The organism is Bradyrhizobium sp. AUGA SZCCT0169, from assembly GCF_018130085.1.
In the GTDB taxonomy this organism is placed as follows: Bacteria; Pseudomonadota; Alphaproteobacteria; order Rhizobiales; family Xanthobacteraceae; genus Bradyrhizobium.
In genome coordinates this window covers 194,008-220,366 of record NZ_JAFCMC010000006.1, presented here as the reverse complement: position 1 = coordinate 220,366, position 26,359 = coordinate 194,008, and the positions used below count along the sequence as shown (strand labels likewise).

Annotated in this window: 24 protein-coding genes and 1 tRNA gene; 8 read left to right on the top strand and 17 right to left on the bottom strand. The window is 61.5% G+C overall.

Annotation, left to right across the window (positions count from 1 at the left end):
• Positions 1-222: 222 nt before the first annotated feature.
• The 6 genes from JQ609_RS10360 to JQ609_RS10335 all read right to left on the bottom strand — a co-directional run bounded on the left by JQ609_RS10360 (position 223) and on the right by JQ609_RS10335 (position 6,165).
• A complete protein-coding gene (locus tag JQ609_RS10360; RefSeq protein ID WP_212204183.1) occupies positions 223-1,584 on the bottom strand; it encodes a S41 family peptidase in 1,362 nt (453 codons plus the stop codon).
• On the bottom strand, positions 1,581-2,903 hold the full coding sequence (locus tag JQ609_RS10355; protein WP_212204942.1) for a murein hydrolase activator EnvC: 1,323 nt from the start codon (positions 2,901-2,903) through the stop codon (positions 1,581-1,583). Before JQ609_RS10355 ends, JQ609_RS10360 begins: the two co-directional genes overlap by 4 nt.
• 141 nt (positions 2,904-3,044) lie before the next feature.
• Entirely contained in the window at positions 3,045-3,527 is a 483-nt protein-coding gene (gene rlmH / locus JQ609_RS10350; protein WP_211999212.1) for a 23S rRNA (pseudouridine(1915)-N(3))-methyltransferase RlmH, read from the bottom strand.
• Positions 3,528-3,628: 101 nt separating this feature from the next.
• The gene (rsfS, locus tag JQ609_RS10345) at positions 3,629-3,985 is read right to left on the bottom strand and encodes a ribosome silencing factor (RefSeq protein ID WP_192739152.1); all 357 of its coding nucleotides are present in this window, start codon (positions 3,983-3,985) and stop codon (positions 3,629-3,631) included.
• Between the two features lie 211 nt (positions 3,986-4,196).
• Positions 4,197-4,823: a nicotinate-nucleotide adenylyltransferase gene (locus JQ609_RS10340; RefSeq protein ID WP_212204184.1), complete on the bottom strand. Its 627-nt coding sequence runs from the start codon at positions 4,821-4,823 to the stop codon at positions 4,197-4,199.
• Positions 4,824-4,872: 49 nt separating this feature from the next.
• Entirely contained in the window at positions 4,873-6,165 is a 1,293-nt protein-coding gene (locus JQ609_RS10335) for a glutamate-5-semialdehyde dehydrogenase (RefSeq protein WP_212273343.1), read from the bottom strand.
• Between the two features lie 198 nt (positions 6,166-6,363).
• Here JQ609_RS10335 and JQ609_RS10330 point away from each other — a divergent pair, with 198 nt between their 5' ends.
• Entirely contained in the window at positions 6,364-6,642 is a 279-nt protein-coding gene (locus JQ609_RS10330; protein WP_212204187.1) for a type II toxin-antitoxin system ParD family antitoxin, read from the top strand.
• A gap of 148 nt (positions 6,643-6,790) precedes the next feature.
• On the opposite strand, the gene proB is transcribed toward JQ609_RS10330, so the two are convergent.
• A complete protein-coding gene (proB, locus tag JQ609_RS10325) occupies positions 6,791-7,933 on the bottom strand; it encodes a glutamate 5-kinase (protein WP_212273342.1) in 1,143 nt (380 codons plus the stop codon).
• 143 nt (positions 7,934-8,076) lie between these two features.
• Between proB and JQ609_RS10320 the strand changes: the two genes are divergently transcribed.
• Positions 8,077-9,045 carry a Bug family tripartite tricarboxylate transporter substrate binding protein gene (locus JQ609_RS10320; RefSeq protein WP_212273341.1) on the top strand — a complete coding sequence of 323 codons (969 nt, stop codon included), beginning with the start codon at positions 8,077-8,079 and terminating at the stop codon, positions 9,043-9,045.
• A gap of 49 nt (positions 9,046-9,094) precedes the next feature.
• Here JQ609_RS10320 and JQ609_RS10315 read toward each other — a convergent pair whose 3' ends face one another.
• From JQ609_RS10315 to JQ609_RS10300, 4 genes are all read right to left on the bottom strand, one after another.
• Entirely contained in the window at positions 9,095-9,775 is a 681-nt protein-coding gene (locus tag JQ609_RS10315; protein ID WP_212273340.1) for an ankyrin repeat domain-containing protein, read from the bottom strand.
• Between the two features lie 17 nt (positions 9,776-9,792).
• Positions 9,793-11,418 carry an alkaline phosphatase family protein gene (locus JQ609_RS10310; protein WP_212273339.1) on the bottom strand — a complete coding sequence of 542 codons (1,626 nt, stop codon included), beginning with the start codon at positions 11,416-11,418 and terminating at the stop codon, positions 9,793-9,795.
• Positions 11,419-11,497: 79 nt separating this feature from the next.
• Positions 11,498-12,556 (bottom strand): GTPase ObgE, encoded by a 1,059-nt coding sequence (obgE, locus tag JQ609_RS10305; protein WP_212273338.1) that lies wholly within the window; start codon positions 12,554-12,556, stop codon positions 11,498-11,500.
• A gap of 314 nt (positions 12,557-12,870) precedes the next feature.
• Positions 12,871-13,350, bottom strand: coding sequence for a MaoC family dehydratase (locus JQ609_RS10300; RefSeq protein WP_212273337.1), 480 nt, complete (start codon positions 13,348-13,350; stop codon positions 12,871-12,873).
• Between the two features lie 168 nt (positions 13,351-13,518).
• Here JQ609_RS10300 and JQ609_RS10295 point away from each other — a divergent pair, with 168 nt between their 5' ends.
• A complete protein-coding gene (locus JQ609_RS10295; protein WP_212204203.1) occupies positions 13,519-14,433 on the top strand; it encodes a DMT family transporter in 915 nt (304 codons plus the stop codon).
• Between the two features lie 165 nt (positions 14,434-14,598).
• Here JQ609_RS10295 and JQ609_RS10290 read toward each other — a convergent pair whose 3' ends face one another.
• The 3 genes from JQ609_RS10290 to rplU form a co-directional block, all read right to left on the bottom strand.
• Entirely contained in the window at positions 14,599-15,192 is a 594-nt protein-coding gene (locus JQ609_RS10290; RefSeq protein WP_212204205.1) for a GNAT family N-acetyltransferase, read from the bottom strand.
• 124 nt (positions 15,193-15,316) lie between these two features.
• A complete protein-coding gene (gene rpmA, locus JQ609_RS10285) occupies positions 15,317-15,586 on the bottom strand; it encodes a 50S ribosomal protein L27 (RefSeq protein WP_192739055.1) in 270 nt (89 codons plus the stop codon).
• Positions 15,587-15,676: 90 nt separating this feature from the next.
• Positions 15,677-16,150, bottom strand: a complete 474-nt coding sequence (rplU, locus tag JQ609_RS10280; RefSeq protein ID WP_212204208.1) for a 50S ribosomal protein L21 — start codon at positions 16,148-16,150, stop codon at positions 15,677-15,679.
• A 386-nt stretch (positions 16,151-16,536) separates the two neighbouring features.
• Between rplU and JQ609_RS10275 the strand changes: the two genes are divergently transcribed.
• On the top strand, positions 16,537-17,673 hold the full coding sequence (locus tag JQ609_RS10275; protein WP_212204210.1) for an ROK family protein: 1,137 nt from the start codon (positions 16,537-16,539) through the stop codon (positions 17,671-17,673).
• A gap of 304 nt (positions 17,674-17,977) precedes the next feature.
• Here JQ609_RS10275 and JQ609_RS10270 read toward each other — a convergent pair whose 3' ends face one another.
• A complete protein-coding gene (locus tag JQ609_RS10270; RefSeq protein WP_212273336.1) occupies positions 17,978-18,841 on the bottom strand; it encodes an alpha/beta fold hydrolase in 864 nt (287 codons plus the stop codon).
• Positions 18,842-18,981: 140 nt separating this feature from the next.
• On the opposite strand from JQ609_RS10270, the gene JQ609_RS10265 reads away from it, so the two are divergent.
• Positions 18,982-19,071 (top strand) — tRNA-Ser (locus JQ609_RS10265).
• A 597-nt stretch (positions 19,072-19,668) separates the two neighbouring features.
• A complete protein-coding gene (locus tag JQ609_RS10260; protein ID WP_212273335.1) occupies positions 19,669-20,982 on the top strand; it encodes a hypothetical protein in 1,314 nt (437 codons plus the stop codon).
• Positions 20,983-21,822: 840 nt separating this feature from the next.
• Here the strand turns inward: JQ609_RS10260 and JQ609_RS10255 are convergent.
• Positions 21,823-22,782, bottom strand: a complete 960-nt coding sequence (locus tag JQ609_RS10255) for a hypothetical protein (RefSeq protein ID WP_212273334.1) — start codon at positions 22,780-22,782, stop codon at positions 21,823-21,825.
• Positions 22,783-22,789: 7 nt separating this feature from the next.
• Positions 22,790-24,370 carry an MBOAT family protein gene (locus JQ609_RS10250; RefSeq protein ID WP_212273333.1) on the bottom strand — a complete coding sequence of 527 codons (1,581 nt, stop codon included), beginning with the start codon at positions 24,368-24,370 and terminating at the stop codon, positions 22,790-22,792.
• A gap of 305 nt (positions 24,371-24,675) precedes the next feature.
• On the opposite strand from JQ609_RS10250, the gene JQ609_RS10245 reads away from it, so the two are divergent.
• Both JQ609_RS10245 and JQ609_RS10240 read left to right on the top strand, forming a co-directional pair.
• Positions 24,676-25,416, top strand: coding sequence for a FadR/GntR family transcriptional regulator (locus JQ609_RS10245; RefSeq protein WP_212204219.1), 741 nt, complete (start codon positions 24,676-24,678; stop codon positions 25,414-25,416).
• Positions 25,417-26,349, top strand: a complete 933-nt coding sequence (locus JQ609_RS10240; RefSeq protein WP_312014832.1) for an NAD(P)-dependent oxidoreductase — start codon at positions 25,417-25,419, stop codon at positions 26,347-26,349.
• The last annotated feature ends 10 nt before the right edge of the window (positions 26,350-26,359 follow it).

Below are 26,359 nucleotides of genomic sequence, written 5' to 3'. Positions count from 1 at the left end.
GGATTCGAGCGCTCGCGACCCGCTCAAAAGCGGTCCTCCCCGGGATGCGGCGGGGATATAGCGTTTTCGAGCGAAGTGGGACCCGGTTCGCATAGCAATCAAGCTTGCGCAGATTGCGTAGACTTATCTGCGGTAGAAAACGCGTCAAAACAAAAATCTGGAACCGGCAACAAAAAGGGCGGCCCGAAGGCCGCCCTTTTCACGGAAACTAGCGTGGTTCGATCAGTTCGCAGCCTTGGTGGCGGGCTTGTCGATCGCCGCCTTGTCGCCGGTCGCGGGCGCCGCGGTGGCGGTCGACTTGATGCCGTGCAGGAGGTCGGCCGCGGTCTTCAGGGCCTTGTCGTCCTTGGCATCCGGCGGCACGTAGGATTGCGAGCCGGTCTTCTCGTCGCCGTCGTTCTTCAGATGGCCGCGAAGCGAGGCTTCGCCCTTGGTGTCGGTCCGCGACTTCAGCTCGTCAGGAACGTCCTGCAGTATTTCGATATCCGGAACGATCCCCTTGGCCTGGATCGATTTGCCGGACGGCGTGTAGTAACGCGCGGTGGTCAGCCGCAGTGCGCCGTTGCCGCTGCCGAGCGGGATGATGGTCTGGACCGAGCCCTTGCCGAACGAGCGGGTACCGATCAGCGTCGCGCGCTTGTGGTCCTGCAGCGCACCCGCCACGATTTCGGAAGCAGAGGCGGAGCCACCGTTGATCAGCACGATCACCGGCTTGCCTTTGGTCAGGTCGCCGACATGCGCGGCGCGGCGCTGGGTTTCCTCGGCATTGCGGCCGCGGGTCGAGACGATCTCGCCGCGCTCGAGGAAGGTGTCGGAAACCGTCACCGCTTCCTCCAGCAAGCCGCCGGGATTGTTGCGCATGTCGATGATGAAGCCCTTCAGCTTGTCGGCGCCGATCTGGTTCGTCAGATTGCCGATCTCGCGCTTGAGGCCCTCGGTGGTCTGTTCGTTGAAGGTCGTGATGCGGATATAGGCGATGTCGTCCTGTTCGACGCGGGCGCGCACCGAACGGACGCGGATATTGTCGCGTACCAGCGTGACTTCGATCGGATTGTCCTGGCCCTTGCGGATGATCTTGAGCCGGATCTTGGTGTTGACCGGCCCGCGCATCTTCTCGACAGCCTGGTTGAGGGTGAGACCCTGCACGGCTTCGTCGTCGAGATTGGTGATGATGTCGTTGGCCATGATGCCGGCCTTCGACGCCGGCGTGTCGTCGATCGGGGACACGACCTTGATCAGGCCGTCTTCCATCGTGACTTCGATGCCGAGACCGCCGAACTCACCGCGGGTCTGCACCTGCATGTCGCGGAAGCTCTTGGCGTCCATGTAGCTGGAATGCGGATCGAGACCGGCCAGCATGCCCGAGATGGCGGACTCGACCAGCTTGGAATCGTCTGGCTTCTCGACGTAGTCGCTGCGCACCCGCTCGAATACATCGCCGAACAGATTGAGCTGGCGATAGGTGTCCGAGGTCGCCGCACGCGCGACCGATCCCATCAGCACAGAACGAGGCTGCGTCACGAAGAGCGTCAATGCTGCGCCGGTGGCGGCGCTGAGGAGAATTACTGAAGTCTTGCGCATCATCCGCGAACCTTTTCGCCTTCATTTGCGGCCCACCATGGGCCTGGATCGATTGGAGTGCCGTCCTTACGGAACTCAACATAGAGCACGGGCTGACTCGCGGTGGTGGCGAGAATCGATGCAACCTGGGATGTCGATCCCATGGTGGCGACCGGCTCCCCCGTAAGTACAAACTGGCCGATGTTAACCGAAATGCGCTCCATCCCGGCGATCAGGACATGATACCCGCCACCGGCATTAAGGATCAAGAGTTGTCCGTAGCTGCGGAACGGCCCGGCGTAAACAACCCAGCCGTCACACGGGGTTGTGACTTGGGCGCCGGCCCGGGTTGCCAAGGAAATGCCTTTTTCGGCGCCACCCGCGCCGTCGGAACCGCCAAAATCGCGAATCTTGCGGCCATTGACCGGCAGGGCGAACAATCCCTTGGCGGAGGCAAAGGCGATCGCCGGGCTGAGTCGGGCAGGATCCTTCAGCGCCCCCAGATTGGGCTTGCCGCCGGGGGTCACCGGGGCCCCCTTCAGGCTGGCGGTGGCGGCTGCCTTGGCGGCGCTTTTCAGGTCCTGCTCCAGTTTGGCGATCAGGCCCTGCAAACTGTCGACCTGTTTGGACAGCGTGATGGCGCGGGCGCCTTCCGCTTCCATGTCCTTTTCGATCGCGCTCTGCTTTCGCTGCCGCTCGTCGACCAGCGCCGCTAGCCGGACCTGATCGTCTTTCAACTTGTCACGATCGAGCGCCAGCGCATCGCGCTCGGTGGCGATGGTCTTGCGGAGCGCGACGAGTTCGCCGAGATCGTTGGCCAGTCTTTCCGCGCGACCGCGGAGTTCGGGCACGACAGATCCGAGCAGCATGGCGGTGCGGAGCGATTGCAGCGCGTCTTCCGGGCGGACCAGCAGCGCCGGCGGTGTGCGCCGTCCGGCACGCTGCAGCGCCGCCAGCACCTCGATGATTTCGGCACGGCGCGAGTCGAGGGAGCCGCGAATCTGCTGCTCACGGCTGTCGAGCGGACGCAGCCGCGCTTCGGCGTCGCCGATGCGCGTTTCCACGCCGCGCACCTGGGCGGCGATGTCGATCAGCTGCGCATTGAGCTTGCTGCGGTCCTGCCCGATCGATGCGATATCGGCTTTCAGCTTCTGCTGCAGCTCGGCGGCCTTCTTCTGCTGCTCTCGCGCAGCTTCCAGTTCCTGCTCGCGTTCCTTGATGGCTTCGGGGGAAGGCGCGGCGGCTTGTTGGGCAGGCAACTGTTGGGCCGGCGCTTGTTGGGATGGCGCCGGCTGTGCGGGCGCCGTCACCTGCGCGGCTGCCGGCGAAATCGAAAGACCCATCAGGCTTGCGGACAACAGCACAACGCAAAGCGGAACACGCGACGCCAACGAACCATCATGGCCGATGCCGTCAGGGCGTACTTGAATGTCCCGTGTTGTGTGCATCCAGTTATTCAGCGCTCTCTATTCACGCTACCGTGCCTAAGCGCGGTGATAGGGGTGGCCCGACAGAATCGTCGCGGCCCGGTAAATCTGTTCCAGAAGCATGACGCGGACCATTTGATGCGGCCAGGTCGCCGAGCCGAACGCAATGCGCAGTTTGGCTCTGCGCTGCAAATCGGGCGAAAGTCCGTCCGCGCCGCCGATTGTGAAAATTGTGTTGGCGACCGCTTCATCCCGCCAGCGGCCGAGCTGCTGGGCGAAGCTTGCGCTGTCGATGCTCTTGCCGCGTTCGTCGAGCGCCACCAGCACGCATTTCTCCGGGATCAGCGCTGCGATCGCAGCCGCCTCTTCGGCGATCCGGGTCGCGGCGTCGCGCGCGCGGCTTTCCGGAATTTCATGAATCTCGAGGCCGCGAAAGCCGAGCTTGCGGCCGATGTCCTCGAAGCGCTCGCGATAGCGTTCGGCCAGTTCCCGCTCCGGGCCTTGTTTCAGCCGGCCGATTGAAACGACGACGATCTTCATTCAAAGCATGCCGCGCCGAAAAAGCGTCAAATCGTTTACTCGCGCGCCAACGGCGCGCGCACGCGACATGCGCTGCAGCCGATTCGCATCGGCTCAAAAACTCAGATCGCCTCAGCCGCCGCCGGGTTTTGCGTCCACAATCTTTCCAGATTGTAGAATTCACGCACCTCGGGTCTGAATACGTGCACGACCACATCGCCGGAATCGATCAGCACCCAGTCGCAATTGGGCAAGCCCTCGACATGAATGCCTTTGATGCCGGTTTCCTTCAGGGCCTTGGTGACGTTTTCCGCGATCGCGCCGACGTGCCGGTTGGCCCGGCCGGTGGTGACGATCATGTAGTCGGAAAAAGCCGATTTGCCGCGAAGGTCGATGGTGACCGTTTCTTCCGCCTTCATATCGTCGAGGCGGGAGAGGATCATATTCAGCGTCTTGTCGGCGTCGGGTTGCGCCTTCAAGGCCGCAGCTTTGGTCGATGTTTTGCGCGCGGTTTTTGCAGCAGGCTTTGCAGCAGAAGTCTTGGAAACCTTGGGCAAAACAGACTTGGACAATACAGATGTGGCCAGGGACCATTCCTTTCACTGTATCGCGAACGCCGAATCTTGGTGTCCACGGGCTATATTAGGCATGTGGGGTTAACGGTTTCAATATTCCAGTGAGACCCCACCCTCACTTCGTCCTCCAGCTTCCGTCCGAGTTCCGAAGGCCGGTCGAAGACAGGTTCAGTTTCATGCCGGTAAGGAAGGCCCAGGCGGGCGTGTGCTGCTCCGCCAACCGGGCAGCCTGATTCTCGGGCAGGCGGTAGCGCGCCAGCGCCTGTGCGGCGGGTGCGGCAAGCGCCCGGAAACTCTGTGGGGGGCGGTCGATCACAGCGATCGGCACCTCGGACGCGATGCGCCGCCAATCCTTCCAGCGATGGAACTGCGCGAGATTGTCAGCGCCCATGATCCAGACAAAATGCACACCGGAGACGCGGCGCCGCAAATGGATGATCGTGTCGACAGTATAGCGGGTGCCGATGACAGCTTCGAGACAGCTGATATCGATGCGCGGATCGTCGGCGACCCTGCGCGCAGCGTCGGCGCGTTCGGACAGGTCATGCAGCCCGCCATTGTCCTTCAGCGGATTGCCCGGTGTCAGCAGCCACCAGACGCGATCGAGCTTCAGACGCTTCAGCGCGAACTGGCTGATGGCGCGGTGCGCCGCGTGCGGCGGATTGAACGAGCCGCCGAGCAGGCCGACGCGCATGCCGTTGGTGTGGAACGGGATCGCCTGCGAAGCGGATTGTGGCGGCATCAATGCTGCCACTGCGCGCGCGGGGGGTTGCTCGAAAGCGTTGTTGGGGTCACGGCCGCGTCTGCCCGGTGCCGCGGACGCGATATTTGAAACTGGTCAGTTGCTCGGCGCCGACAGGGCCGCGGGCGTGGAATTTGCCGGTGGCAATGCCGATCTCGGCGCCGAAGCCGAATTCGCCGCCATCGGCGAATTGCGTCGATGCGTTGTGCAGCACGATCGCCGAGTCGACCTCGCTCAGGAATTTCTCGGCGGCATCTGCGTCTTCCGTCACGATCGCATCGGTGTGGTGCGAGCCGTGATTCTGGATATGCGCGATCGCGTCATCGAGCCCATCGACGACTTTCGCGGCGATGATCGCGTCCTCATACTCGGTGTCCCAGTCCTCGTCGGAGGCGGGTTTCACTCTGCTGTCGACGCGCTGCACGGCGGCGTCGCCGCGCACTTCACAGCCGGCATCGATCAGCATTTCGACCAGCGGCTTCAGGCTGACAGATGCGCCGGCGCGATCGATCAACAAGGTCTCGGCGGCCCCGCAAACGCCGGGGCGGCGCATCTTGGCATTGAGCACGATCGACTTCGCCATTTCGAGCTTGGCGGTGTGATCGACATAGACGTGGTTGACGCCTTCGAGATGCGCGAACACCGGCACGCGCGCTTCGGCTTCGACGCGCGCGACGAGACTCTTGCCGCCGCGCGGCACGATCACGTCGACGCCGCCGTTCAAGCCGGTCAGCAGCAGGCCGACGGCCGCGCGATCACGGGTCGGCACCAGCGTGATCGCGGCCTCGGGCAGACCGGCTTCGCGAAGACCCTGCACCAGGCAATCATGGATCGCGCGGCAGGAACGGAAACTGTCGGAGCCGCCGCGCAGGATCACGGCGTTGCCGGATTTCAGGCACAGCACGCCGGCGTCGGCGGCGACGTTGGGGCGGCTTTCGAAGATCACGGCGATGACGCCGAGCGGCACCCGCACGCGCTCGATGGTCATGCCGTTGGGGCGCTGCCAGCTTTCGGTGACGGCGCCGACCGGATCGGCAATGCCGCGCACGGTCGCGACACCCTCGGCCATCGCTTCGACCCGGGCCGGCGTCAGCGTCAGGCGATCGATGAAGGCCGACGTCGCGCCGCCGGAGCGCACTTCGGCGACATCCTCGGCATTGGCGGCGAGGATATCGGGCGCATGGCTGCGGATCGCGGACGCGATGGCGTCGAGCGCCCGGTTTTTCTGTTCGGGCGAGGCGAGTGCCAGCACCCGCGCAGCAGCGCGCGCGCGGGAAGCGAGTTCGGTCATCAAAGCGGGTAAATCGGCGTTGCCGTCGATTGCCTTGAGGGGCGCGGTCATGGTGGTCCCGGGGGTATCAGGTTAAGGCCATGTCCTAGCACGGAAATCCCGCTCTTGCGAGGTGCGGAGCCGGCATGGCTGGCTGGCGGTCAAGGGCTGGTGGCTCGGCCAATGACGGAGTTGAAGGCAAATACTGTTCACCTTGCGACGGGCCCAGAATATCATTAAATATCAAACTATGATACTTGAGGACGCGAAATGGCAAGTAGTTACAGCATCGGCAAGCACTTCGAGGGGTTCATCGAAGGCCTGATCGAGACTGGCCGCTATTCTACGGCAAGTGAGGTCATGCGCGAGGGGCTGCGGCTCGTCGAAGAACGTGAGGAACGGCGCAAGGCCAAACTCGAGGCGCTGCGCGCCGAAATCCAGAAGGGTCTCGACAGCGGGCCGATGGAAGAGATCGATGTCGCGGAATTTTTCAAAAGCATAAAGACACGGGGGCGGGAGCAATTGGCCGCGCGCAAACGAGCCAAATAGATTTCAACTTCGATGGAAGTGTTCAACTTCCGTCATGGCCGGGCTTGTTCCGGCCATCCACGTCTTTGCATACACAACAAAAGTAAGACGTGGATGCCCGGGACAAGCCCGGGCATGACGAACGTGATGCACTTAGCCCGAAACCACTTTATTTGGCCGGAATAGTCCCCGCCGGCCCCACCACCAGATCATCGCGGTGAATCATCTCGGCCCGGCCGCTGATCCCCAGAATGGTCATCACGTCAGGCGAGGAGCGGCCTTTGATCTTCTCGGCGTCCTCGGCGTCATAGGCGACGAGGCCGCGGCCGATCTCATGGGTATCCGGGCCGCGCACCACCACGGCGTCGCCGCGGGCGAACTGGCCGTCGATCCGGATCACGCCGGCCGGCAGCAGGCTCTTTCCGGCGCGCAGCGCCGTGACCGCACCGGCGTCGATGGTCAGTGTGCCCTTCGGCTCCAGCGAACCCGCGATCCAGCGTTTTCGCGCCGTGACGGGGTTGGCCGGCGTCAGGAACCAGGTGCAGCGGCCGCCGTCGGCGATGGCCTGCAGCGGATGCTCGATCTTGCCCGACGCGATCAGCATGTGCGTCCCGGCGGTGGTCGCGATCTTCGCCGCTTCGATCTTGGTGTACATGCCGCCGCGCGACAGTTCGGATTCGGCAGCCCCCGCCATCGCCTCGATTTCCGAGGTGACCGATTCGACGACCGGAACCAGCTTCGCGTTGGGATTGGCGCCGGGCGGCGCATCGTAGAGGCCGTCGATGTCGGACAGCAGGATCAGCAAATCGGCGCTCGTCATGGTGGCGACGCGCGCGGCGAGGCGGTCATTGTCGCCGTAGCGGATTTCGTTGGTGGCGACCGTATCGTTCTCATTGATGACGGGCACCGCGCGCCATTCCAGCAGCTTGGCGATGGTCGAGCGGGCATTGAGGTAGCGCCGGCGCTCCTCGGTGTCCTGCAGCGTCACCAGGATCTGTCCGGCCCCGATGCCGTGATCGCCGAGCACTTCCGACCAGATCCGCGCCAGCGCGATCTGTCCGACGGCCGCAGCCCCCTGGCTTTCCTCCAGTTTTAACGGCCCGCGCGGCAGCTTGAGGCGGCTGCGTCCGAGCGCAATCGACCCCGATGAAACCACCAACACGTCGCGGCCCTGGCCATGCAGCTTGGCGATGTCGGCGGCCAGCGCTGATAGCCAGGACGAGCGCACTTCGCCCGCGTCGGAATCGATCAGCAGCGACGAGCCGACCTTGACGACGATACGGCGAAAATTCTTGAGCGCGGGGCGGGCCATGGATCAGGTCTTCGAATGCTATGGAAGGGGGCTGTTTTGCAGCAGGACGGGGGGCGGTGCAAGCGACCCGGCACCGTATGAGCCATGTTCCAATGGCGGCCGCAGTCTGGTGTAATGGGTCAAATCTTGCGGGGGGAAGGTAAATGGATCGTCGCAGTTTTTTGGCGGGAAGCATCGGATGGTCGTTGGCAGCTAGTGCCGGTGAGGCGTTCGCCCAATCCGGTCCGCTGACGAGGATCATCTTCCCGTTCGCGGCGGGCGGCAGCGGCGACATGTTGTGCCGCCAGCTGGCGCAATACCTTCCTCCGCTGATCGACCGCAGCGTCATCGTCGAGAACCGTACCGGCGGCGATGGGCTGATCGGCATCCGGGCGGTGAAGGGCGCCGCCCCCGACACCACCACCGTCCTGGTGACCACCGGCCCGACCATGTACCTGCTGCCGATGGTGGAGAACCAGCCGAGCTACGACTCGGCGAAGGATTTCATCCCGGTCTCACAGATTGCCCGCTTCGAATTCGTTGTGGTGGTGAGCCCCTCGATCGGCGTGACGGACTTCAAGCAATTGGTGGCCTGGATCAAAGCCAATCCCTCGAAAGCCAGTTACGGCGTGCCGTCGAGCGGCACCATTCCGCATTTCACCGGATGGCAGCTCGAAAAGGCGCTTGGCCTTTCCATGACGCGTGTGGCGTATCGCGGCTCGGCGCCGATCATCACCGATCTCGTCGGCGGACACATCCCATTCGCCGTCACGACGCTTTCGGACACCATCACGCAGCATCGGGCCGGCGGCATCCGCATCGTAGCGGTGAGCGGCCCGGCGCGCTCGCCCTTCCTGCCCGACGTGCCGAACCTGAAGGAACTCGGCGTCGATCTGGTGGCTGACGGCTGGTACGGCATGTGGCTGCCGGCGGGCAGTTCGCCGGATTTCGCCAAGAAGCTGAGCGCTGCCGCAGCCGAAGTGCTGGCAAAGCCTGATGTGAAGGAGAAGCTCAACGCCGTCTCGCTCATTCCGGTCGGCTCGACGCCGGAGGATCTGACCAAGGCGCTCGCGGCCGACACCGCATTCTGGCAGCCGATCGTGAAGGCCACGGGCTACAAGATCACGAATTGAGGGCTGGCGCGCACGGATATCGGCCTGAGGATTCGTTCAGGACTACCCCTCACTTCGCGCCGGCCTTTTCCAGGATGGCCACCATCTCGCGATAGCCGCGACCTTTGGCGAGTTTGAGCGGTGTCGCGCCACTGCCGTCCGGAATGTTCACGTCGGCGCCGGCCTCGACCAGGGCACGCAGCGTCTCGGTGTGGTTGCTGCCGCCGTCGCCAAGCACGATGGATTCGATCAGCGCGGTCCATTTCAGATTGTTGACATGATCCAGCGGTGCCTTGGCGGCGACCAGCATTCGCACCACTTCAGCATGGCCAAGGTGAGCTGCCGCGATCAGGGCCGTGCCGTCGTAGCGGCTGGTGACGGCCTTTGGGTTGCCTCCACCCTCGATCGCGATTCGGAGCATCGGCACATCGTTGGCGACCGCCGCGATCGTGATGATGTCGTAACGGTCGGCTTCAAGCTTGTTCGGATCGGCACCGAGCCGGATCAAAGCGCGGGCAGCATCGTGCTTTTTCAGGTAGACGGCGACGTGCAGCGGCGTTCGCTGCCGGCTGTCGACAGCTTCCTTGTTTTCATTCGAGGCGATGCGCTGTTCGATTTCGGCGACGTCGCCGCGGGCGGCCGCGGCATGCAGGCCACTATAGGCACGCACTTCCGTCTCGGTCGGGGCGATCTGGGCGAAGGCGGGCAGCGCAGTCACGAGCGCGATAAGCAGGACAGCGAGGACGTGCATGGGAGAGCCTCCCGGCGCTACTGTGTTGCAATCCGCTTGCGGATCGCGGCCAATTCCGCCTCGTCCCAGATGCCGATCAGGACGCCGTTTTTCACCTGAAGCTGGTTCTCCGCGTAGGCGGCGATCTTCGCGTTCGGCGTGGTGATGTGCATCTTGGGATGCAGCGCCCAGTCGAACAGCGCCGCTTGCAGCCGCGCGATCACCTCAGTGCATGCAGGGTCTTCGCCGCGATCGGCGAATTCCAGGGGATCACTTTCGAGGTCGTACAGCATCGGGCGGAAGCCTGAGGCCTGAACGTATTTCCAGCGGCCGTCGAACACCATGAACAGGCGGCATTGCTCGATCGGCTGGTTCAGCTTCAAGCGAACGTCCTGCATGCAATAGTCGTATTCGGAGAACACCACCTTGCGCCAATCGGCGGGCGCTGCGCCATGCAGCAGCGGCAGCAGGGAGCGACCTTCGAGAATATGATCCGGCGCCTTGCCGCCGAAATATTCGATGAAGGTCGGCGCCAGATCGATCGCTTCGACCAGCGCATCGCTGACAGTACCGCGCGTCGCGTCGGCCTCGCGTGACGGATCGATCACGATCAGCGGAATTTTGGCGGATTGATCGTGGAACAGATCCTTCTCGCCCATCCAGTGATCACCGAGATAGTCGCCGTGGTCGGAGGTGAACACGATCATCGTGGTGTCGAGCAGGCCGCGGCTCTCCAGGAACTGCATCAAGACGCCCATCTGGTCGTCGATCTGCTTGATCAGGCCCATATAGGTCGGGATGACTTTTTCCCGCGCCTCGTCACGCGCCATGTTGCGGGAGTAGCGCATGTCCATGTAGGCGGCGAACACCGGATGCGCTTCCTGACGCTCCTTCTCCGAACGCACCGCCGGCAGGATGTCGGCCGCGCTGTACATGCTGGCGTAGGGTTCGGGGGCGATATAGGGCCAATGCGGCTTGATATAGGACAGATGCAGGCACCAGGGACGTCCGTCCGTATCGGCTTCCGCGATGAAATCCATCGCGCGGCGCGTCATGTAAGGAGTCTCCGAATGCTCTTCCGAGACGCGCGCCGCCTTGTCGGCGTGCACCAGTAGCCAGCCGTTCTGCAGCGCGCCGTCGTCATCCGCGCCTGAATTGGCCCAGTGCTCCCATGGATTGGTGGCCTCGTACCCCTGCTCACGCAGATAGTCGTCATAGCGCGGGCGGGGCCGGTTATCGGGATGCAGACCGTCGTCGCGCTCATAGGGCTCGAAACCGCATTCCGACACATGCACGCCGATGATGGAATCCGGCGCGATCCCGAGCGCCTGCAGGCCTTCGATATCAGGCGCCATGTGGGTCTTGCCGACCAGCACGTTGCGGACGCCGATCTTGTTCAGGTGATCGCCGAGCGTGGGCTCGCCCACCCGCAGCGGCCAGCCGTTCCAGTGCGAGCCGTGCGAGCGCATGTAGCGGCCGGTGTAGAATGACATCCGCGAGGGCCCGCAGATCGGTGACTGCACATAGGCTTTTGAGAAGCGCACGCCGCGTTTCGCCATCGCATCGATGTTCGGCGTGGTCAGCGTCGGGTGGCCGGTACAGCCCAGATAATCATAGCGAAGCTGATCGCACATGATCCAGAGGACGTTCTTGGGCTGCGGCATGCTTCACACAGGGTACGATTTCAATCGTCCGATGCTGCAATATCGAACGACCGATTGCAAACGTACTCGCAGTGCGAGGTCAGCCCTGCGGCGTCGCCGGGGTCCAGGGCTCGGCCTGTGCCGCGCCGCCCTTGGCCTTCAGCGAAACCGGGGCCTCGCCGATCACCTCGACCAGCGCCTTCAGCGCTTCCGGCATGCCCTCGCCGGTCACCGCCGAGATCAGCAGCGGCGTCTTCTTCGCCGCGCGCTTCAACCGGCCCTTTTGCTTCTTCAGCTCGTCCGGCGTCACGGCATCGATCTTGTTGAGCGCGACGATCTCGATCTTCTCGGCGAGATGTCCCTCATAGGCATCGAGCTCGGTGCGGACCGTCTTGTAGGCCTTGCCGGCATGTTCGCAGGTCGCATCGATCAGATGCAGCAGCACGCGGCAGCGCTCGACATGGCCCAAAAACCGGTCGCCGAGGCCGGCGCCTTCATGCGCGCCCTCGATCAGGCCTGGAATATCCGCCAGCACGAATTCACGGCCCTGCGCGTTCACGACGCCGAGCTGCGGATGCAATGTGGTGAAGGGATAGTCCGCTATCTTTGGCTTTGCAGCGCTGACGACGGAGAGGAAGGTCGACTTGCCGGCATTGGGCAGGCCGACGAGGCCGGCGTCCGCGATCAGTTTCAGCCGCAGCCAGATCCAGCGTTCCTCGCCTTCCTGGCCGGGATTGGCGTTGCGCGGCGCGCGGTTGGTGGAGGATTTGAAGTGCGCATTGCCGAAGCCGCCATTGCCGCCTTCGGCCAGTACGAATTTTTCGCCGAGCGTGGTGAAGTCGTGGATGAGCGTTTCACGATCTTCATCGAAGATCTGCGTGCCGACCGGCACCTTGAGCACGATCGACTTGCCGTTGGCGCCATGGCGGTCCTTGCCCATGCCATTGGTGCCCTTCTGCGCCTTGAAGTGCTGCTGATAGCGATAGTCGATCAGCGTGTTCAGGCCATCGACCACTTCGATGACGACGTCGCCGCCGCGGCCGCCATTGCCGCCGGAGGGGCCACCGAACTCGATGAACTTCTCGCGGCGGAACGCCACGCAGCCGTTGCCGCCGTCGCCGGAGCGGATATAGACCTTTGCTTCGTCAAGGAATTTCATGATGGCTTCTATGGCGTTTCGAGCGAATTGCGCAGCGGATCGCGATGCAATCAAGTTTACGCAGATTGCGTAGACTTATCTGCGGCAAACGCGTCAAAACGATCGCTGGAGCCTCGTTCCGATCAATCGGTGCAGAATAGGTTCTAGGTAAGGCAGGGGGGGCGCTGCGGCAACCCTTAAGCCGTCAAACATTGCCGAAAAGCCTTAATTTTCGGGACTTTTTGCCGCCCAGGGCGATATTTAGGCCTCTCAAGCGGGATATCGCTCCAACCAGCGCATATCGGGGCTCGCGGCGATCGAATGGGGCGGCGCGATCAGGTTGGCCGCTTGCGGATCAGAAATTTCTGCATTCCCTCCAGCACCAGTTCCTTGCGTTGGTTGAACACGGTCGAGCGCAGCGTCACCACGCCGGTGGTGCGGCCGGGGACCAGTTCGGTTACTTCAAGCGCGGGATAGATGGTGTCGCCGGCATAGACCGGCTTGAGGAACCGGCTCGACTGTTCGAGGAAACCGATCAGCGATTCCTCGACGATGTAAGGAAACAGCCCGGCGCCCGGCGCGGTGTGCACCAGGGTCTGGAATCCATGCGCCAGCAGGTCCGGCATGCCGCGGCTGCGGCAATATTCGACATCGTAATGGATCGGGTGGGTATCGCCGCTCGCGGTCTGGAACGCGGCGAACACGGCCGAGGTCTGGGTCCGGCTCGGGATCACGAAACGCTCGCCGAGTTTGAAATCCTCGAACCAGCGCTGCTCGGGCACCATGCGATGCTGTGCGGGGTCGAACTCGGCCATGGCGGATTTCCTGTTGTGCTCTGCGAGATGGCGTACCGGTAGCGCAGCAGCCATGCTGCGACAATCCGTTCAAATCGTCATGCGCGGGCTTGTCCCGGGCATCCACGCCTTTAAAACAACGACGCACCAAAACGTGGAAGACCGGCGCAAACCCGGCGCTTTGAGGAAATGTCCCTGTTCGCAAAACCATCCACCTATGACGAGCGTTCCGCGCGGCTGGCCGGCATCGGATTGATGCTGCTGTCGATCTTCATGTTCTCGTTCGGCGACGCGCTCGGCAAGTTCATGGTCGCGACCTATTCGGTCGGGCAATTGCTGTGGCTGCGCGCCTGCGCGGCGCTCCTGGTGCTGCTGCCGATCATCTGGAGGCAGCGCGCCGAATTCACGCGCCTGGAACGGCCCTGGCTGCAATTGCTCCGGGTAACGCTCTCCACGCTGGAAGTTGCCGCCTTCTTTATCGCGACCGTCTACCTGCCGCTCGCCGACGTCATCACCTATTATCTGGCGGCGCCGATTTTCGTCACGGCGCTGTCGGGGCTGGTGCTGGGCGAGCGCGTCGGCTGGCGGCGCTGGAGTGCGATTCTGATCGGCTTCGTGGGCGTACTGATCGCGCTGCGGCCGTCGGCGCAGACCGTGAGCTGGCCCGCGATGATCGCGCTCGGCGGCAGCCTGTCGTTTGCGCTTTTGATGCTGATCACGCGATCGCTGCGGGCGACGCCGGACATCGTACTGACGACAACGCAGTTTGGCGGCACGTTCCTGCTCGGCGCGGCGATGTCGCCGGTCGGCTGGGTAACGCCTACGCTCGGCAGCCTGGGCATGTTCGCCGCCGCGGGAGTGATTTCGGTGTGCGCGCTGCTGTGCATCAACCGTTCGCTGAAGCTGGCGCCGGCCAGCGTCGTGGTGCCCTATCAATATTCAATGATCGTGTGGGCGGTGATCTTCGGCTTCGTGGTGTGGGGAGACGTGCCGTCACCGGCGACCATCATAGGTGCCGCGATCATCATCGGCGCCGGACTTTACATCTTCCTGCGCGAGCAGCAGCTCGGACGCGAGGAGACGGTGGTTAATCCGCCGGCGTAGCTCCTCTGTCGTCCCGGCCTTGCGCCGGGACCAATACGCCGCGGCCTCTCGATGTAAGAAAGCTGTTCACCGACTTTCGCTCCACCACAAACGCCTGTGGTTATGGGTCCCCCGATGCGCTCTTGCGCATCTGAGCTCAAGGCCGGGACGACGGTGGAGAGAGCGCTACCGCTCCCGCCGCGTCGAACTGCCCCAGTTCTTCAGCGACGACCACACACTGCGAGAAAGCCGAAAACAATCGACCGGGGTCGATGATCCCAGCGCCTCGAAACGGTGCAACTCAACGCCGCTCCACTGGAAGCCGCATTTCTCCAGGATGTTGCGCGAGGAGGGGTTGGCGACGCGAGCGCCCGATATCAGGTGCTCAGCATCGAATTCCTCGAAGTGAAAATCGATCACCGCGCGCGCAGCTTCGGTGCCAAAGCCCTGGCCCCAATGCTCGACGCCAAGCCAATAGCCGAGTTCCGGCGCATCCTGCTCGCGCCAGTCGATGCCGACCATGCCGAGCGGCGAATGGTTGTTCTCGATCAGGAACACGGTCGCCCGGCCGCCGCCCAACGCGCGCACGAATTCGACGGCGTGATCCCTTGAATACGGATGCGGCAGGCGGCGGGTGTTTTCCGCAATGCGGCGATCGTTGGCGAGGTACGCAATCGCTTTTACGTCCGCGAGCGTCGGCCGGCGCAAGGTCAGCCGCTCGGTCTCGAGGACGCATGGACTGGCTTCACGCAATGTCGGGGTCGGGATGTCCTGCAACATGTCGGGCTCCTGAAATGCGAAAACATACGCAAACAAAAAGGGAGGCCGGTTTCCCGCCTCCCCTTGGAGCCTTTTTTGACTCCGCCGGTTCAACAGGACCCGGCGGACTCATGTTGTCCACCGTCTATTCGGCCGCCTCCGCCATCGGAACAACCGATACGAAAGTGCGGCCATTGCCTTTTGCACGGAACTCGACGTGACCTTCGATCTTGGCGAACAGAGTATGGTCGGTGCCCATGCCCACATTAAGGCCGGGATGCCAGGTGGTGCCGCGCTGACGCGCGATAATGTTGCCGGGGATCACGTGCTCGCCGCCATACGCCTTGATGCCAAGGCGCTTGCCCGCTGAATCACGTCCGTTCCGCGATGAACCGCCTGCTTTTTTGTGAGCCATGGCCCGTCTCCAACTTCGCCGTAATCTAGATCAATTCCTTGACGGAATCATTTCACGCTTTATCACGCATCAAATCTTGATGCGCTGATATTACTTCTTGGCTGCGGCCTTCTTGGCCGGAGCCTTTTTTGCGGCGGGCTTTGCCGCAGCCTTCTTGGCGGGCGCCTTCTTGGCCGCCGGTGCCTCGTCGCCCTCGGCGGGCGCCGCGACAACCTTTTCCTTCTTCGGCCGCGGGCCGATCGAAGGCTTGGCGTTATCGGCCAGGATCTCGGTGATGCGAAGCACCGTGAGCTCGTCGCGATAGCCGCGCTTGCGGCGCGAATTCTTGCGGCGGCGCTTCTTGAACGCGATCACCTTGGGGCCGCGCTTGTGGTCCAGCACTTCTGCCGCGACCGAGGCGCCTGCCACGGTGGGTGCGCCCAGCACCGGCGTGTCACCGCCGAGCACCAGAACTTCGCCAAGTTGCACGATCGTGCCGACGTCGCCGGCGATCTTGCCTATCTCGAGTACATCATTCGGAACGACCCGGTATTGCCGGCCGCCGGTTTTGATGACTGCGAACATCGTTTTATTCCTTCGTGTTCGATCCCGGCCTCGGACGTCGTCCCCATAGGGTCATGTCCGGGTCGGCTTTTTGGTCAGTCGTTATGGGTACGATTTTCGCACGGTCGGGGTGTGAACCCTCAAATTCGCGCAAAAACAAGCGGCGCGAGAAATCCCGCGCCGGATGCCGGGACTTATAGCCGCTGGCAGCCCCGAGTCAAGGCAAAGGAGCGCCAAAACTGGCCCAAAATGAGGGATTTGGGGTCAGAAGGGGCGAATGCCGAGTGCCGAATAGCGAATAAGGGGGCAACTCGCCATTCGCCATTCGCTATTCGCCACTCGCCCAAGTGAAACCAATGGGTTCCCCGCCCGTTGTGTCACCGAAATCCGGTTGGGCAAGGGCAAAAATGGCAGAGGACACAGTCAAAACCACGGGCATCGCCCGCCACGGCGCCAGCCGTCTGCCGTCCGTGGAGGTCGATAGTTTCAACATCGAGCTCAAGGACGATGACGGGTTTCTCGGCGACCGCGCCAGCAAAAGCGCGTTTCGCGAGATTTTGGAGGGGCTGCGCAAGCCGCTGAAGAAAAACGGCGACGATCCCTTGGGCAGGAGATCCACCGGCGATATTGCCAAGAGCGAGCTCGACGAGGTGCTCCTGGGCAAAGATGTCGCCGCTGCGGCGCTGGTGCACGGCGCGATCGAGGAATTCGCACAGGAACTGGCCTATGTGACCGGGCGATTCCTCAAGACCAAGGCCTGGGCCGATACCGAGCGCATCGTGGTCGGCGGCGGCTTCCGGCAAAGCCGGGTCGGCGAACTTGCCATCGCCCGCGCCGGCATCCTTCTCAAGGCCGAGGAGCATGAGGTCGATCTGGTGCCGATCCGTTTTCACCCGGATGAGGCCGGCCTTATCGGCACGCTGCATCTGGCGCCGTCATGGATTTTCGAGGCCCATGACAGCATCCTCGCCGTCGATATCGGCGGCACCAACATCCGCTGCGGCGTGGTCGAGTCGCGCTGGAAGAAGGCGCCCGATCTCTCCAAGGCCGCTGTGTGGAAATCCGAGCTGTGGCGGCATGCCGACGATGAGCCGACGCGCGAAGGCGCGGTGAAGCGGCTGGTCAAGATGCTGAAGGATCTGATCGCCGAGGCTGAAGCAGAGGGCCACAAGCTGGCGCCTTTCATCGGCATTGCCTGTCCCGGTGTGATCAATGAGGACGGCTCGATCGAGAAGGGCGCGCAAAACCTGCCGGGCAATTGGGAGAGCAGCAAATTCAATCTGCCGGAAAGTCTCGTGGAAGCTATACCGATGATCGGCGATCATGACACCGCGGTGTTGATGCACAATGACGGCGTCGTGCAGGGGCTTTCCGAGGTCCCTTACATGCAGGATGTCGAGCGATGGGGCGTGCTGACCATCGGTACGGGTCTCGGCAATGCGCGCTTCACCAATCGCAGGAAAGAAAACGGCAGGGGCGAAAAGGCCAAAGACAAGGGCGACAGCGACAAGGACGACAAGAAAGCAAAGAAGGGTAAAGATTAACGGGCGCGTTCGAGTGCGGTTAATGCCGGCGCGCATCGAGAAAACCCTTGAAACAAGGGGCTGGAGCGATCTTCCCGCCTCCAGCGCTGCGCGCGATGAGAGTTCGCATCGCGCGCGGTAAGGTTGACTGGTTAGGTTAAAATCGGGATCGCGTTGCCCTTTCCGCGCGCGCCGCTACCGTCAAATCGTCGCTCCAGCTGACCGGCGAAGCCGCACTTCCCGGCCAGAATTTCAAAGCAGCGGCACGGGGCCGTCAGTGTTTTGTCGCGTCTGGCGGCCCCACCTTTATCTCGACCTTCAATCCTCATTTCCAGCCGATGCGCTGAAAGAACGCCGCGATCTCGGATGCCGCGCGATCGGGATCCTCGCGATGCGCGAAGTGGCCCACGCCTTCAAACATCGCGAGGTCGAGATTTGAAAAAGTCTCGCCGAGCCGATCGGTCCAGGCGTAGGGAAACAGCGGGTCGTGTTCGGCCCAGCGAACGCAGGTCGGCAGATCGATCGGCGCCAGCGTGGGCGCCTCGCCCTTCAGCATGCGGATCCGCCCGGCATGCGCACCGCGATAATACGCAAAGCCGCCGGCGAGGTTGCCGTCTTTGAGGAAATTGTCGACGAACGCTTCGAGCACGTCGTCGAACGCTTGGCGGCGATGGCTCCAGTGTGTCAGGAAATAGCCGATATAGGCCCGGCAGCTCTCGCGGCTGGCGCCGATCAGTTTGGGTGCGATCTCCAGCTGGTTGAGCGACTGGTACCAGATATGGTTCAGCCGGTCCGGCTCCGCCATCCGCCGCCCGATGCCGGGATAGAGAAAATCGAAGAAGAACAGTCCGGCGATGCGCTCCGGCGCGGCGCGCGCCAGCGGCTGCATCAGCCCGCCGCCGACATCGTGGCCGACAATGCCGGCCTGCGCGAGGCCGAGCGCGTCCATCAGCGCCAGCATATCCGCGGCGTGCTGGTCGGGACCGTGCGGTCCGTTGGGCTTGTCGCTGTCGCCGAAACCGCGCAGGTCGGGCGCATAGAGCGTGAAGCGATCGGCGAGCCGCGCCATGACCGGCTCCCAGGTCAGCCAGAATTCGGGCCAGCCATGCAGCAACAATAGGGGCTGTCCTTTGCCGGCGCGGGCGACATGGAACGCCGCGCCATTGGCCCGAACTGTCAAATGCTCCATTTTTCGGCTCCTTTTTTCAGATCCTGGGTGCGCCTGGGCGTCAGCGAAAATCTTGCCCCCGCGCCTTGTCTGGCCCGCCGTCCTCGCCTAGAACTCGCCCCGACCGCGGGGCCTCGAGGAATCACCCCAAAATGGCGCCTGGAGAGGTGGCAGAGTGGTCGAATGCACCGCACTCGAAATGCGGCATAGGTGCAAGCCTATCGGGGGTTCGAATCCCTCCCTCTCCGCCACCCTACGCCCTGTGGGCTTCGGGTGGCAGGCCGCCCGATAGGGCGAAGGGTGCCTCCCGAAGCTCCGTAAACATCAACAGTAGCGTAGCCTTGCGAGCGATCAGCTTGCTGACATTTCCACACTCGCCGCGGGTCGCGACGCGATGCTGTTCCCGTCGCGATGGGTTGTGCGATTCGCTAGTTCGGCGCGGCTGCGGTTTGATATCGCCATCCATGTCGTCGAAAACCGAATTCCCGACTCCGATATTGGTCCGGCGGGACGCCGACCACAGCGAAGGCCGCTGGCTTCACGTCAATTCTTGCCTGCTGCATCGGCCCGCCGGTCGGCGATCAGCGCCCGCGTTGCTGGCAATCGGCGGCTTTGCGGCTAAACGAACTGCCCGATTGGCAATGGCCGGACATACTGGCGCATCTGAAATGTACGAAGTGCGCAGCGTCGGCTGGGTTGATCCGCGCCCGAACTGGGCGAGTCGTTGACTACAACAAGGGTGTGACCGGTTGACGGGCCGCAGGTAGTCCATTCCAGATTGCGTCCGATACGGAGCACGGGTAAACAATGTCCATTCGTATGACGTATACTTGAAAAGGCGGCCTTTCATGACCAAAGCAACGGCCGTTTTCACACCCACCGATGTCCCGACCATCACCTACGTTGAGCGGACCGCAAAGAATTACGAAGACGAACTACGCAAGGCGTTCCAAATTCCGAAGATGATCGTTTCGATCTCGGGGCCATCGAAGTCTGGCAAAACCGTTCTCGTCACCAAGGTTGTTTCTAGAGACAACCTCATTCACCTTTACGGAGCCAGCATCAAGACAGCGGATGACTTATGGAAAAACGTACTGGCCTGGATGGGCGGCCCTATCGAGGTTACAGAAACCAGCGGTTCAAAAAAGGGCGGAACAGTTTCCGGCACCGCGAGTGGTAAAGCTGGCATTCCCTTTGTTGCCGAAGGAAGCGTCGGCACATCGGGGAGTACAACAGTAGAGTCCAATTCGCAGACGGCAAAGAAACTGGCGCTTAATGCTCTCGACCAAATAGTGAAAGACATTGGCGGGAGCGACTTCGTGGTCTTTGTCGATGATTTTCATTACATTGAGGCATCAGTCCGGGAAGAAATCGGCAGGCAAATAAAGGCTGCAGCAGAACTCGGCATTCGAATTTGCACGGCGTCTGTGCCTCATCGATCAGATGACGTCGTCCGAAGTAATACAGAGCTTAGAGGGCGTGTGACGGCGGTCGATATGACCTATTGGTCCGTCACCGAACTTGAACAGATTGCATACCGAGGATTTAAAGAACTCAACGTGGACCTAGCACCAAGCGTCCTTTGCGGGCTTTCCAATGAAGCATTCGGCTCGCCGCAGTTGATGCAAGCTATCAGCCCCAATTTTTGTTTCGAGAGTAATATAGGCGAGACGCTTCCCGATCACGTTCGTGTCGACGTCGAGTCCTACAAGGTCCGCAGAGTTCTAGAACGGACGTCCACCTCGACGGATTTTTCTACACTCCTTAACGTGCTTCATGCCGGTCCAAAACAACGCGGGACAGAACGAAAGCAATTCCGATTCACCGATGGTAGCTCCGGCGATGTCTATCGGTGCGTACTGCTGGCAATAAAATCCGATCCATCCAGCCTGTCTTTCCGTTACGACGAAATGCTCAGGCGGACTGTTCGAGTCTGCATAGGAGAAAGCCCATCGGGATCAAGTGTTTCTGAGTCGCTTGGTCAAATGGCCAAACTCGCCAAAACTGTTCAAGATGCGCCAGTGATCGAATGGGACGAGGACGTTCTCGATATCGTCGAACCGTACTTCCTGTTCTTCCTCCGCTGCTCGTCACATCTCGAAGGGCTAGGCACGAAGGCCAACACGGACGGCGAGACTCAACTCGGTTTCGAGCGGTTGTAGAGGAGCGCGCTTCAGCCTGCACGCAGTTGCTGCGTCATTCCGACCCGTCGAGCAATAACTTCTGATGTTCAGAAGTCTTGTCAAGCGCAAAATTTCCGTAAATCAAAAATATTCTTCTTCCCTTCGACCCCAAATCACCTGCACATATATCGCCATCCTGTCCCACTCGGAGGGGCGTTGGCCATCGTCACAACGAGGGGCAGGTCGCGGTGGACGCTGATGTCGCGATTGACGGTTGCGGCAAAGGCGTACGGCGAAAGCGTGTGGTCCTGGCGCCCGTAACGGCGTTAAGCTCCGAAGAAGCTAACGCTTCCGAGGGGCGACGGTGGCAATAGAGGCCGTCTCACCGGGGAGAGCGCGTCATAAGCCGTAAAGCCATTGCGCAGGGAATGTCGGAGTGCCTCCGCTGCCCTGTATGCTCGTGTGCACCATCTTGTTGCACAATCGCACACGAGACCGCGGGTGCAGCGCGCACCCGGCATTCCCTGCGCCCTCTCATTTCGAGAGGTGCGAAGATGACCTGCAAACCTCGGGCGCAACGCGCTGCGGGAACGTGAATTTGCGTTCCGTTGCGATGCGTCTCGTTGAAAAGTATGCGGGACTGCCTGCAACGGCCAGCATCCTTGTCGGACAAGGCGGCGTCTGGCGTAACGCAGCGGCGGCCTGAACCGGGAGAACGTCATGTCAGCGACCGTCCAACCGGCCACCAAGAAGGGGGCCGCGATTTTTCTGGCGCAGTTCATCGGCGATGATCAGCCGTTTGACGTCTTGCAAACAAACACGTTGGCGCGGGCGTGCCATTCGAAGCTCCAGGTTAGGCCTCGAAATGGTGACTCCAACCTAGCGGGCAAGCTCCGAGGATGTCCGCTTTACCACCTCGCTATCCATTTTCCGCTCGATCGCTCTCTCTAAAGAGCGGGCCATGATGATAGCCGATCGTTCGTCAAGATGTGCTCCATCGGTCCATCGGATCTCGTTGGATGGATAGTCCAATGATAACCATTTGCCGTGGTCGTGCCCAAAGGCCTCTGCCATCGCTGACCGCCCCGTTGTCATATATCGGGACTGCGCGAATGCGGGGCCCAGAGGAAGTTCGTAAAAGAACACCGAAATGCTTTGCTTCTCGAGCGTCTCCACGATGTGCTTCAATTCGGCTACGTTTCGACGGATGATCTGATCGTGATCCGCATTATTCCACTCAGCCAGGATAGCAGTGAGCACAACTGGGTTGTATTCGGGGGCTGGCGGCTTTCGTAGAATTACCTCTTCCAAGGCCGATTGCCGAAGAAGCGCAGATTTGTCATCCCTGTCAAAGCGCCGCCAATCGTCGAGCCTTTGCTGGTACAACGCGGCCAATGTGCGAAGGGGCCTGAAATTCATTGGTGCGCGCGCAGGCTCCGCATTGCTCGTGCGGACCCTCTCGACCATTGCCTGGTCGACACCGCGAGAAAGCGTATTGGTCTCGATGGCTATGAGCCGCGGCCGAACAGCAGCAGCCGCCTCAATCATTGCTGCCCCGGTCAACGGAGATCCGCCAGGCAGCGCCAGATTTCGAACGTAAAGTTTATGAAAAAATTCTTCGTGCAATCGCACGGTGAACGAACTGCCCGTTAACGCGATCGGAGCAACTGGACTGTTGAGATAACGATCGGCAATCCTGGACTGTATTTCATCCGTCGTGGTCGCGGGAAAGTCAGGGATATCTTTGAGGAACTGAGGGGCTATCCAACACATTGCCAATACTGCGACACATACAGCGCTCGCCTTCACGAACCAGCTCATCGAGGCAGTACGGTCCATGTCCAACCTAGAACTGGAAATATATGAACGCTGTGTCGGGACCGGCTTCGATTAGCATCAGAGCTGCCATCGCGCCATACACATAGGGATCGAGGTTACCCCGTAGCACAACGAGCCTCTCCGAGGTAATAAAATGCTGTATGAGAACTGGCAGCGCATAGATCAGCACCAGACTTCGGTAAATGCGCGCAGGATTGGGCACGGACTGATCAATAAACATACCAGAAATATAATCCATCGCATGCTCGAAATTCGGGAGCTTGAAAAAAACCCACAGGAAGGAGACGCATAAAAAAACAACAAGCATGCGAGCCGCAACGATCACGCGACGCAGAGCGGCAATCGCTGCAAGTTTTTCTATCAAGGGCAGGAACGGACGCTCGATCACCAGAAGGAGGCCGTGCATTAGCCCCCATGCCAGGTAGCTCAATCCGGCGCCGTGCCAAAGACCACCCAGGCCCATCACGATCATTAGATTGAGGTACATCCGCCCTTTACCATCGCGGTTGCCGCCTAACGGGATGTAGAGGTAGGTGCGGAGCCAGGTTGACAGCGAAATGTGCCAGCGCGTCCAGAATTCAGCAAACGACTGCGAGATATAGGGCAAGTTGAAATTTATTGGCAGACGGTAGCCGAACAGCAGCCCCAGCCCGATCGCGATAGCAGAATACCCGAAGAAGTCGGCATAGATTTGATAGCTATAGAGGAACAGGCAGAGCCAGCGGTCGCTGCTTCGAAGCGCATGGTATAGAGGATAATCCATGTTGGTCGTAAGCGTGTTGAGGTTGTTCGCGACAAACAGTTTGAAGAAGTAGCCGGCGACAATCCATCTGGCCGCCTCGACGAACGGCACTTCGTTGATAAATTTCGGTTGGATCTGCGGCAGAAAGTTTTCCGCTCGCGTGATAGGCCCGGAGACGAGCTGCGGGAAGAATATGATGTAAAGAAACACCTCCCATTGGGAGGGGGCTGGGCCGGCGCGTTTCGTCATGTCCACCAGCAAGCTGATGTTGTGGAAGACGAAGAACGAAATGCCTATTGGGAGCGGAAGTTTCAGCAAGAGGTCGATCGCGCCAACATCCGAGAGTGCCGGTGAGGAGGGGTCGACGAACAGCAATTTGTATTTGAAAAAGGCGAGTAACGCGAGATTGAATGCAATGCCGGCCGGCAGCCACAACTTGCGTCGAACCATGGCCTTCAAGAGAAAGAAGTAAGTCCCGAAGACCGCTATCGCGAGCAGCGCCAGCAATTCCGGTTGCCCGAATCCGTAGAAAAACAGGCTTGCAAGAACCAGGATGTAGACCTGATACGGGCGAACGAGTGGCCAGTAATAAAGGGCAAATATCCCAGACACGAACACCGCAAATTGCCACGACGTGAAAGTCAACGAGTTAGCCTCCAGGCAGGGGGAGTGGTTGGAAAAATCCCATCTGCCGATCTCGCATCCCGGACGCAGCGCCTGTTCAGCGGAGCACCAAGCCAGACATAAATCGCGAAAACAACCCCGTGCAAAGTAGAATGGGCGTCGAAGCACTCGTGCGTTGCGTCCGGAGGCGCGCGAAGAAAATGGTCCATGGACATGGACCAACCCAATCTCTTCCCACGCTCGCTGTCGTGGCGCCCAGCTCATCGGCAAAGAGCGGAGCAGAGGCGGCCTCCAGCTGAGTCACTGTCCACGGCGAACCGGAAGGCCTTGCCGACCTTCGCATCGTCAAGCGCTTCACGTTGATCGGGCCACCTCACTTTTGCCCTTCATCCATTCAGTTGTTCCAAGCGTGCACTGCACGAGCATGGACGCCGTGCGGCAAGGCGTGGCACCCAAAGGGGCTTGACGCCTGCAGTCTGGTCATCCTACTGGTCTTACCAAGGTAATATCAAAAATGATCGGCGGGAATGGAACTCAAGCGAGCGGCCGAGGGTGAAAGGGGTTTCCAGAAGGTCTTTGCCTTCCTGCGCGACCGGTTGATCGCCGGTTCGCTCAAGCCGGGCGACCGTCTGGTCTCCGAACGCGAGCTCGCGACGCAGCTCGGCGTCAGCCGGCCGCTGGTGCGGGAAGCCCTGCGCGCCCTGACCATGCTTGGCATCGTCGAAATCCGTGATCGCATCGGCACCGTGGTGACGCGTCCGGACGTTTCCGTGCTCAACGACTTCTTCACCTTCGCGCTGGCCCAGCAGGCCGACATGGTGGACGACGTGATGCAGGCACGCATCGCGATCGAATGTCAGGCGGTTCGGCTGGCCTGCGAGCGCGCCAGCATCGCCGATTTCGAGCATCTACAGCGTGCGCTGGCGAAAATTTCGGAAACCATCGACGAGGCCGATGCGGGCGGCATGGCCGACTTCGAGTTTCACCAGTCGATCGTGCTGGCGTCCCATTCGGAGACGCTCGCCGTCCTGCACAATTCGATGGCCGGCCTGTTGACGCACTCGCACCGCAGCCGGCGCGAGCTCGTGCAGGCCTTCCCGTCGATGAAGACGTACTTGATCGACGATCACAAGCGCATCTTCGACGCGATCGTCGCACGCGATCCCGAGCGGGCGGATACGACGCTGCGCCGACATTTTGCGATCGGCGATGAATACCGACGGCGAGCCGTCGTCGGTCAGAAAGACAGCCGGCAGATATCACGCTGAGTGCTATCGACGAGAACAACGAGACGAAGAGAGAAGCGATGGGACGGCAAGAGAAGCGTTGGCTTCATCGGCATCGGTACGATGGGCCGGGAAATGGTCCGCAACCTGCTCAAGGCCGGGCACGTCGTCAGGGCTTTCGACGTTGCCGAGGCCGCAATTGCCGACGTGGTTTCGCAAGGAGCCGTGGGCGCCAACAACCCTGCGGATGCCGGGCGGGGCTGCGACATCGTCGTCACCATGCTGCCTGACACGCCGCATGTCGAAGCGGTGATCTACGGCGAGGACGGCCTTTTGAAATCGCCGCCTGCGGGCAAGCTGATCGTGGACATGAGCACGATCTCGCCGGTCGCGGTCCGCCGCATCCATGCGGATCTGCAACGCGCGGGCATCAGTTTCATCGATGCCCCCGTGTCCGGCGGCCCTCTCGGCGCCAAGAACGGCGCGCTGTCGATCATGGCGGGCGGTGAAGCGGAAGCCTTCGGTAGGGCTGAACCGTTCTTCAGGGCCATGGGCACCACCATCACCCATGTCGGCGCTGCCGGCGCCGGACAAACCGTCAAACTCTGCAATCAGCTGATCTGCGGCATCAACATCCAGGCGATCTGCGAAGCGCTCGCGTTGGGTCGCGCCTCCGGCGTCGACCTGGATTTGCTTCGCCGCGTTCTGCTGGGCGGCTCGGCCGCATCGTGGATGCTGGACAAGCTCGGTCCGGCGATGATCGCAGGCGACGTCGGCGCCGGCTTTCGGATCGACCTGATGCTCAAGGATCTCAGGCTGGTGCAAGAGCATGCACAGGCGCTGAACGTGCCGCTGCCTGGAACCGCACTCGTCACCAGCCAATATGTCGACGCGCGGGCGCACGGTGAGGGCGCGAACGGCAATCAGGCCCTGTTCCGTGTCTACGACCGCATGACCAATCAAAGCACTGGATGATCCTGTTGCA

What these genes read in the sequence shown, in the direction of transcription:
- JQ609_RS10260 (WP_212273335.1), top strand. Translation starts at nt 19,669, where the DNA reads ATGACCAAAGCAACGGCCGTTTTCACACCCACCGATGTCCCGACCATC.
- JQ609_RS10315 (WP_212273340.1), bottom strand. Translation starts at nt 9,775, where the DNA reads ATGCACGTCCTCGCTGTCCTGCTTATCGCGCTCGTGACTGCGCTGCCC.
- JQ609_RS10320 (WP_212273341.1), top strand. Translation starts at nt 8,077, where the DNA reads ATGGATCGTCGCAGTTTTTTGGCGGGAAGCATCGGATGGTCGTTGGCA.
- JQ609_RS10360 (WP_212204183.1), bottom strand. Translation starts at nt 1,584, where the DNA reads ATGATGCGCAAGACTTCAGTAATTCTCCTCAGCGCCGCCACCGGCGCA.
- JQ609_RS10330 (WP_212204187.1), top strand. Translation starts at nt 6,364, where the DNA reads ATGGCAAGTAGTTACAGCATCGGCAAGCACTTCGAGGGGTTCATCGAA.
- JQ609_RS10335 (WP_212273343.1), bottom strand. Translation starts at nt 6,165, where the DNA reads ATGACCGCGCCCCTCAAGGCAATCGACGGCAACGCCGATTTACCCGCT.
- JQ609_RS10290 (WP_212204205.1), bottom strand. Translation starts at nt 15,192, where the DNA reads ATGTTGCAGGACATCCCGACCCCGACATTGCGTGAAGCCAGTCCATGC.
- JQ609_RS10295 (WP_212204203.1), top strand. Translation starts at nt 13,519, where the DNA reads ATGTCCCTGTTCGCAAAACCATCCACCTATGACGAGCGTTCCGCGCGG.
- rlmH (WP_211999212.1), bottom strand. Translation starts at nt 3,527, where the DNA reads ATGAAGATCGTCGTCGTTTCAATCGGCCGGCTGAAACAAGGCCCGGAG.
- JQ609_RS10300 (WP_212273337.1), bottom strand. Translation starts at nt 13,350, where the DNA reads ATGGCCGAGTTCGACCCCGCACAGCATCGCATGGTGCCCGAGCAGCGC.
- JQ609_RS10355 (WP_212204942.1), bottom strand. Translation starts at nt 2,903, where the DNA reads ATGGGTCTTTCGATTTCGCCGGCAGCCGCGCAGGTGACGGCGCCCGCA.
- JQ609_RS10310 (WP_212273339.1), bottom strand. Translation starts at nt 11,418, where the DNA reads ATGCCGCAGCCCAAGAACGTCCTCTGGATCATGTGCGATCAGCTTCGC.
- rplU (WP_212204208.1), bottom strand. Translation starts at nt 16,150, where the DNA reads ATGTTCGCAGTCATCAAAACCGGCGGCCGGCAATACCGGGTCGTTCCG.
- JQ609_RS10340 (WP_212204184.1), bottom strand. Translation starts at nt 4,823, where the DNA reads ATGCCGCCACAATCCGCTTCGCAGGCGATCCCGTTCCACACCAACGGC.
- proB (WP_212273342.1), bottom strand. Translation starts at nt 7,933, where the DNA reads ATGGCCCGCCCCGCGCTCAAGAATTTTCGCCGTATCGTCGTCAAGGTC.
- JQ609_RS10245 (WP_212204219.1), top strand. Translation starts at nt 24,676, where the DNA reads ATGGAACTCAAGCGAGCGGCCGAGGGTGAAAGGGGTTTCCAGAAGGTC.
- JQ609_RS10275 (WP_212204210.1), top strand. Translation starts at nt 16,537, where the DNA reads ATGGCAGAGGACACAGTCAAAACCACGGGCATCGCCCGCCACGGCGCC.
- obgE (WP_212273338.1), bottom strand. Translation starts at nt 12,556, where the DNA reads ATGAAATTCCTTGACGAAGCAAAGGTCTATATCCGCTCCGGCGACGGC.
- rpmA (WP_192739055.1), bottom strand. Translation starts at nt 15,586, where the DNA reads ATGGCTCACAAAAAAGCAGGCGGTTCATCGCGGAACGGACGTGATTCA.
- JQ609_RS10255 (WP_212273334.1), bottom strand. Translation starts at nt 22,782, where the DNA reads ATGGACCGTACTGCCTCGATGAGCTGGTTCGTGAAGGCGAGCGCTGTA.
- JQ609_RS10270 (WP_212273336.1), bottom strand. Translation starts at nt 18,841, where the DNA reads ATGGAGCATTTGACAGTTCGGGCCAATGGCGCGGCGTTCCATGTCGCC.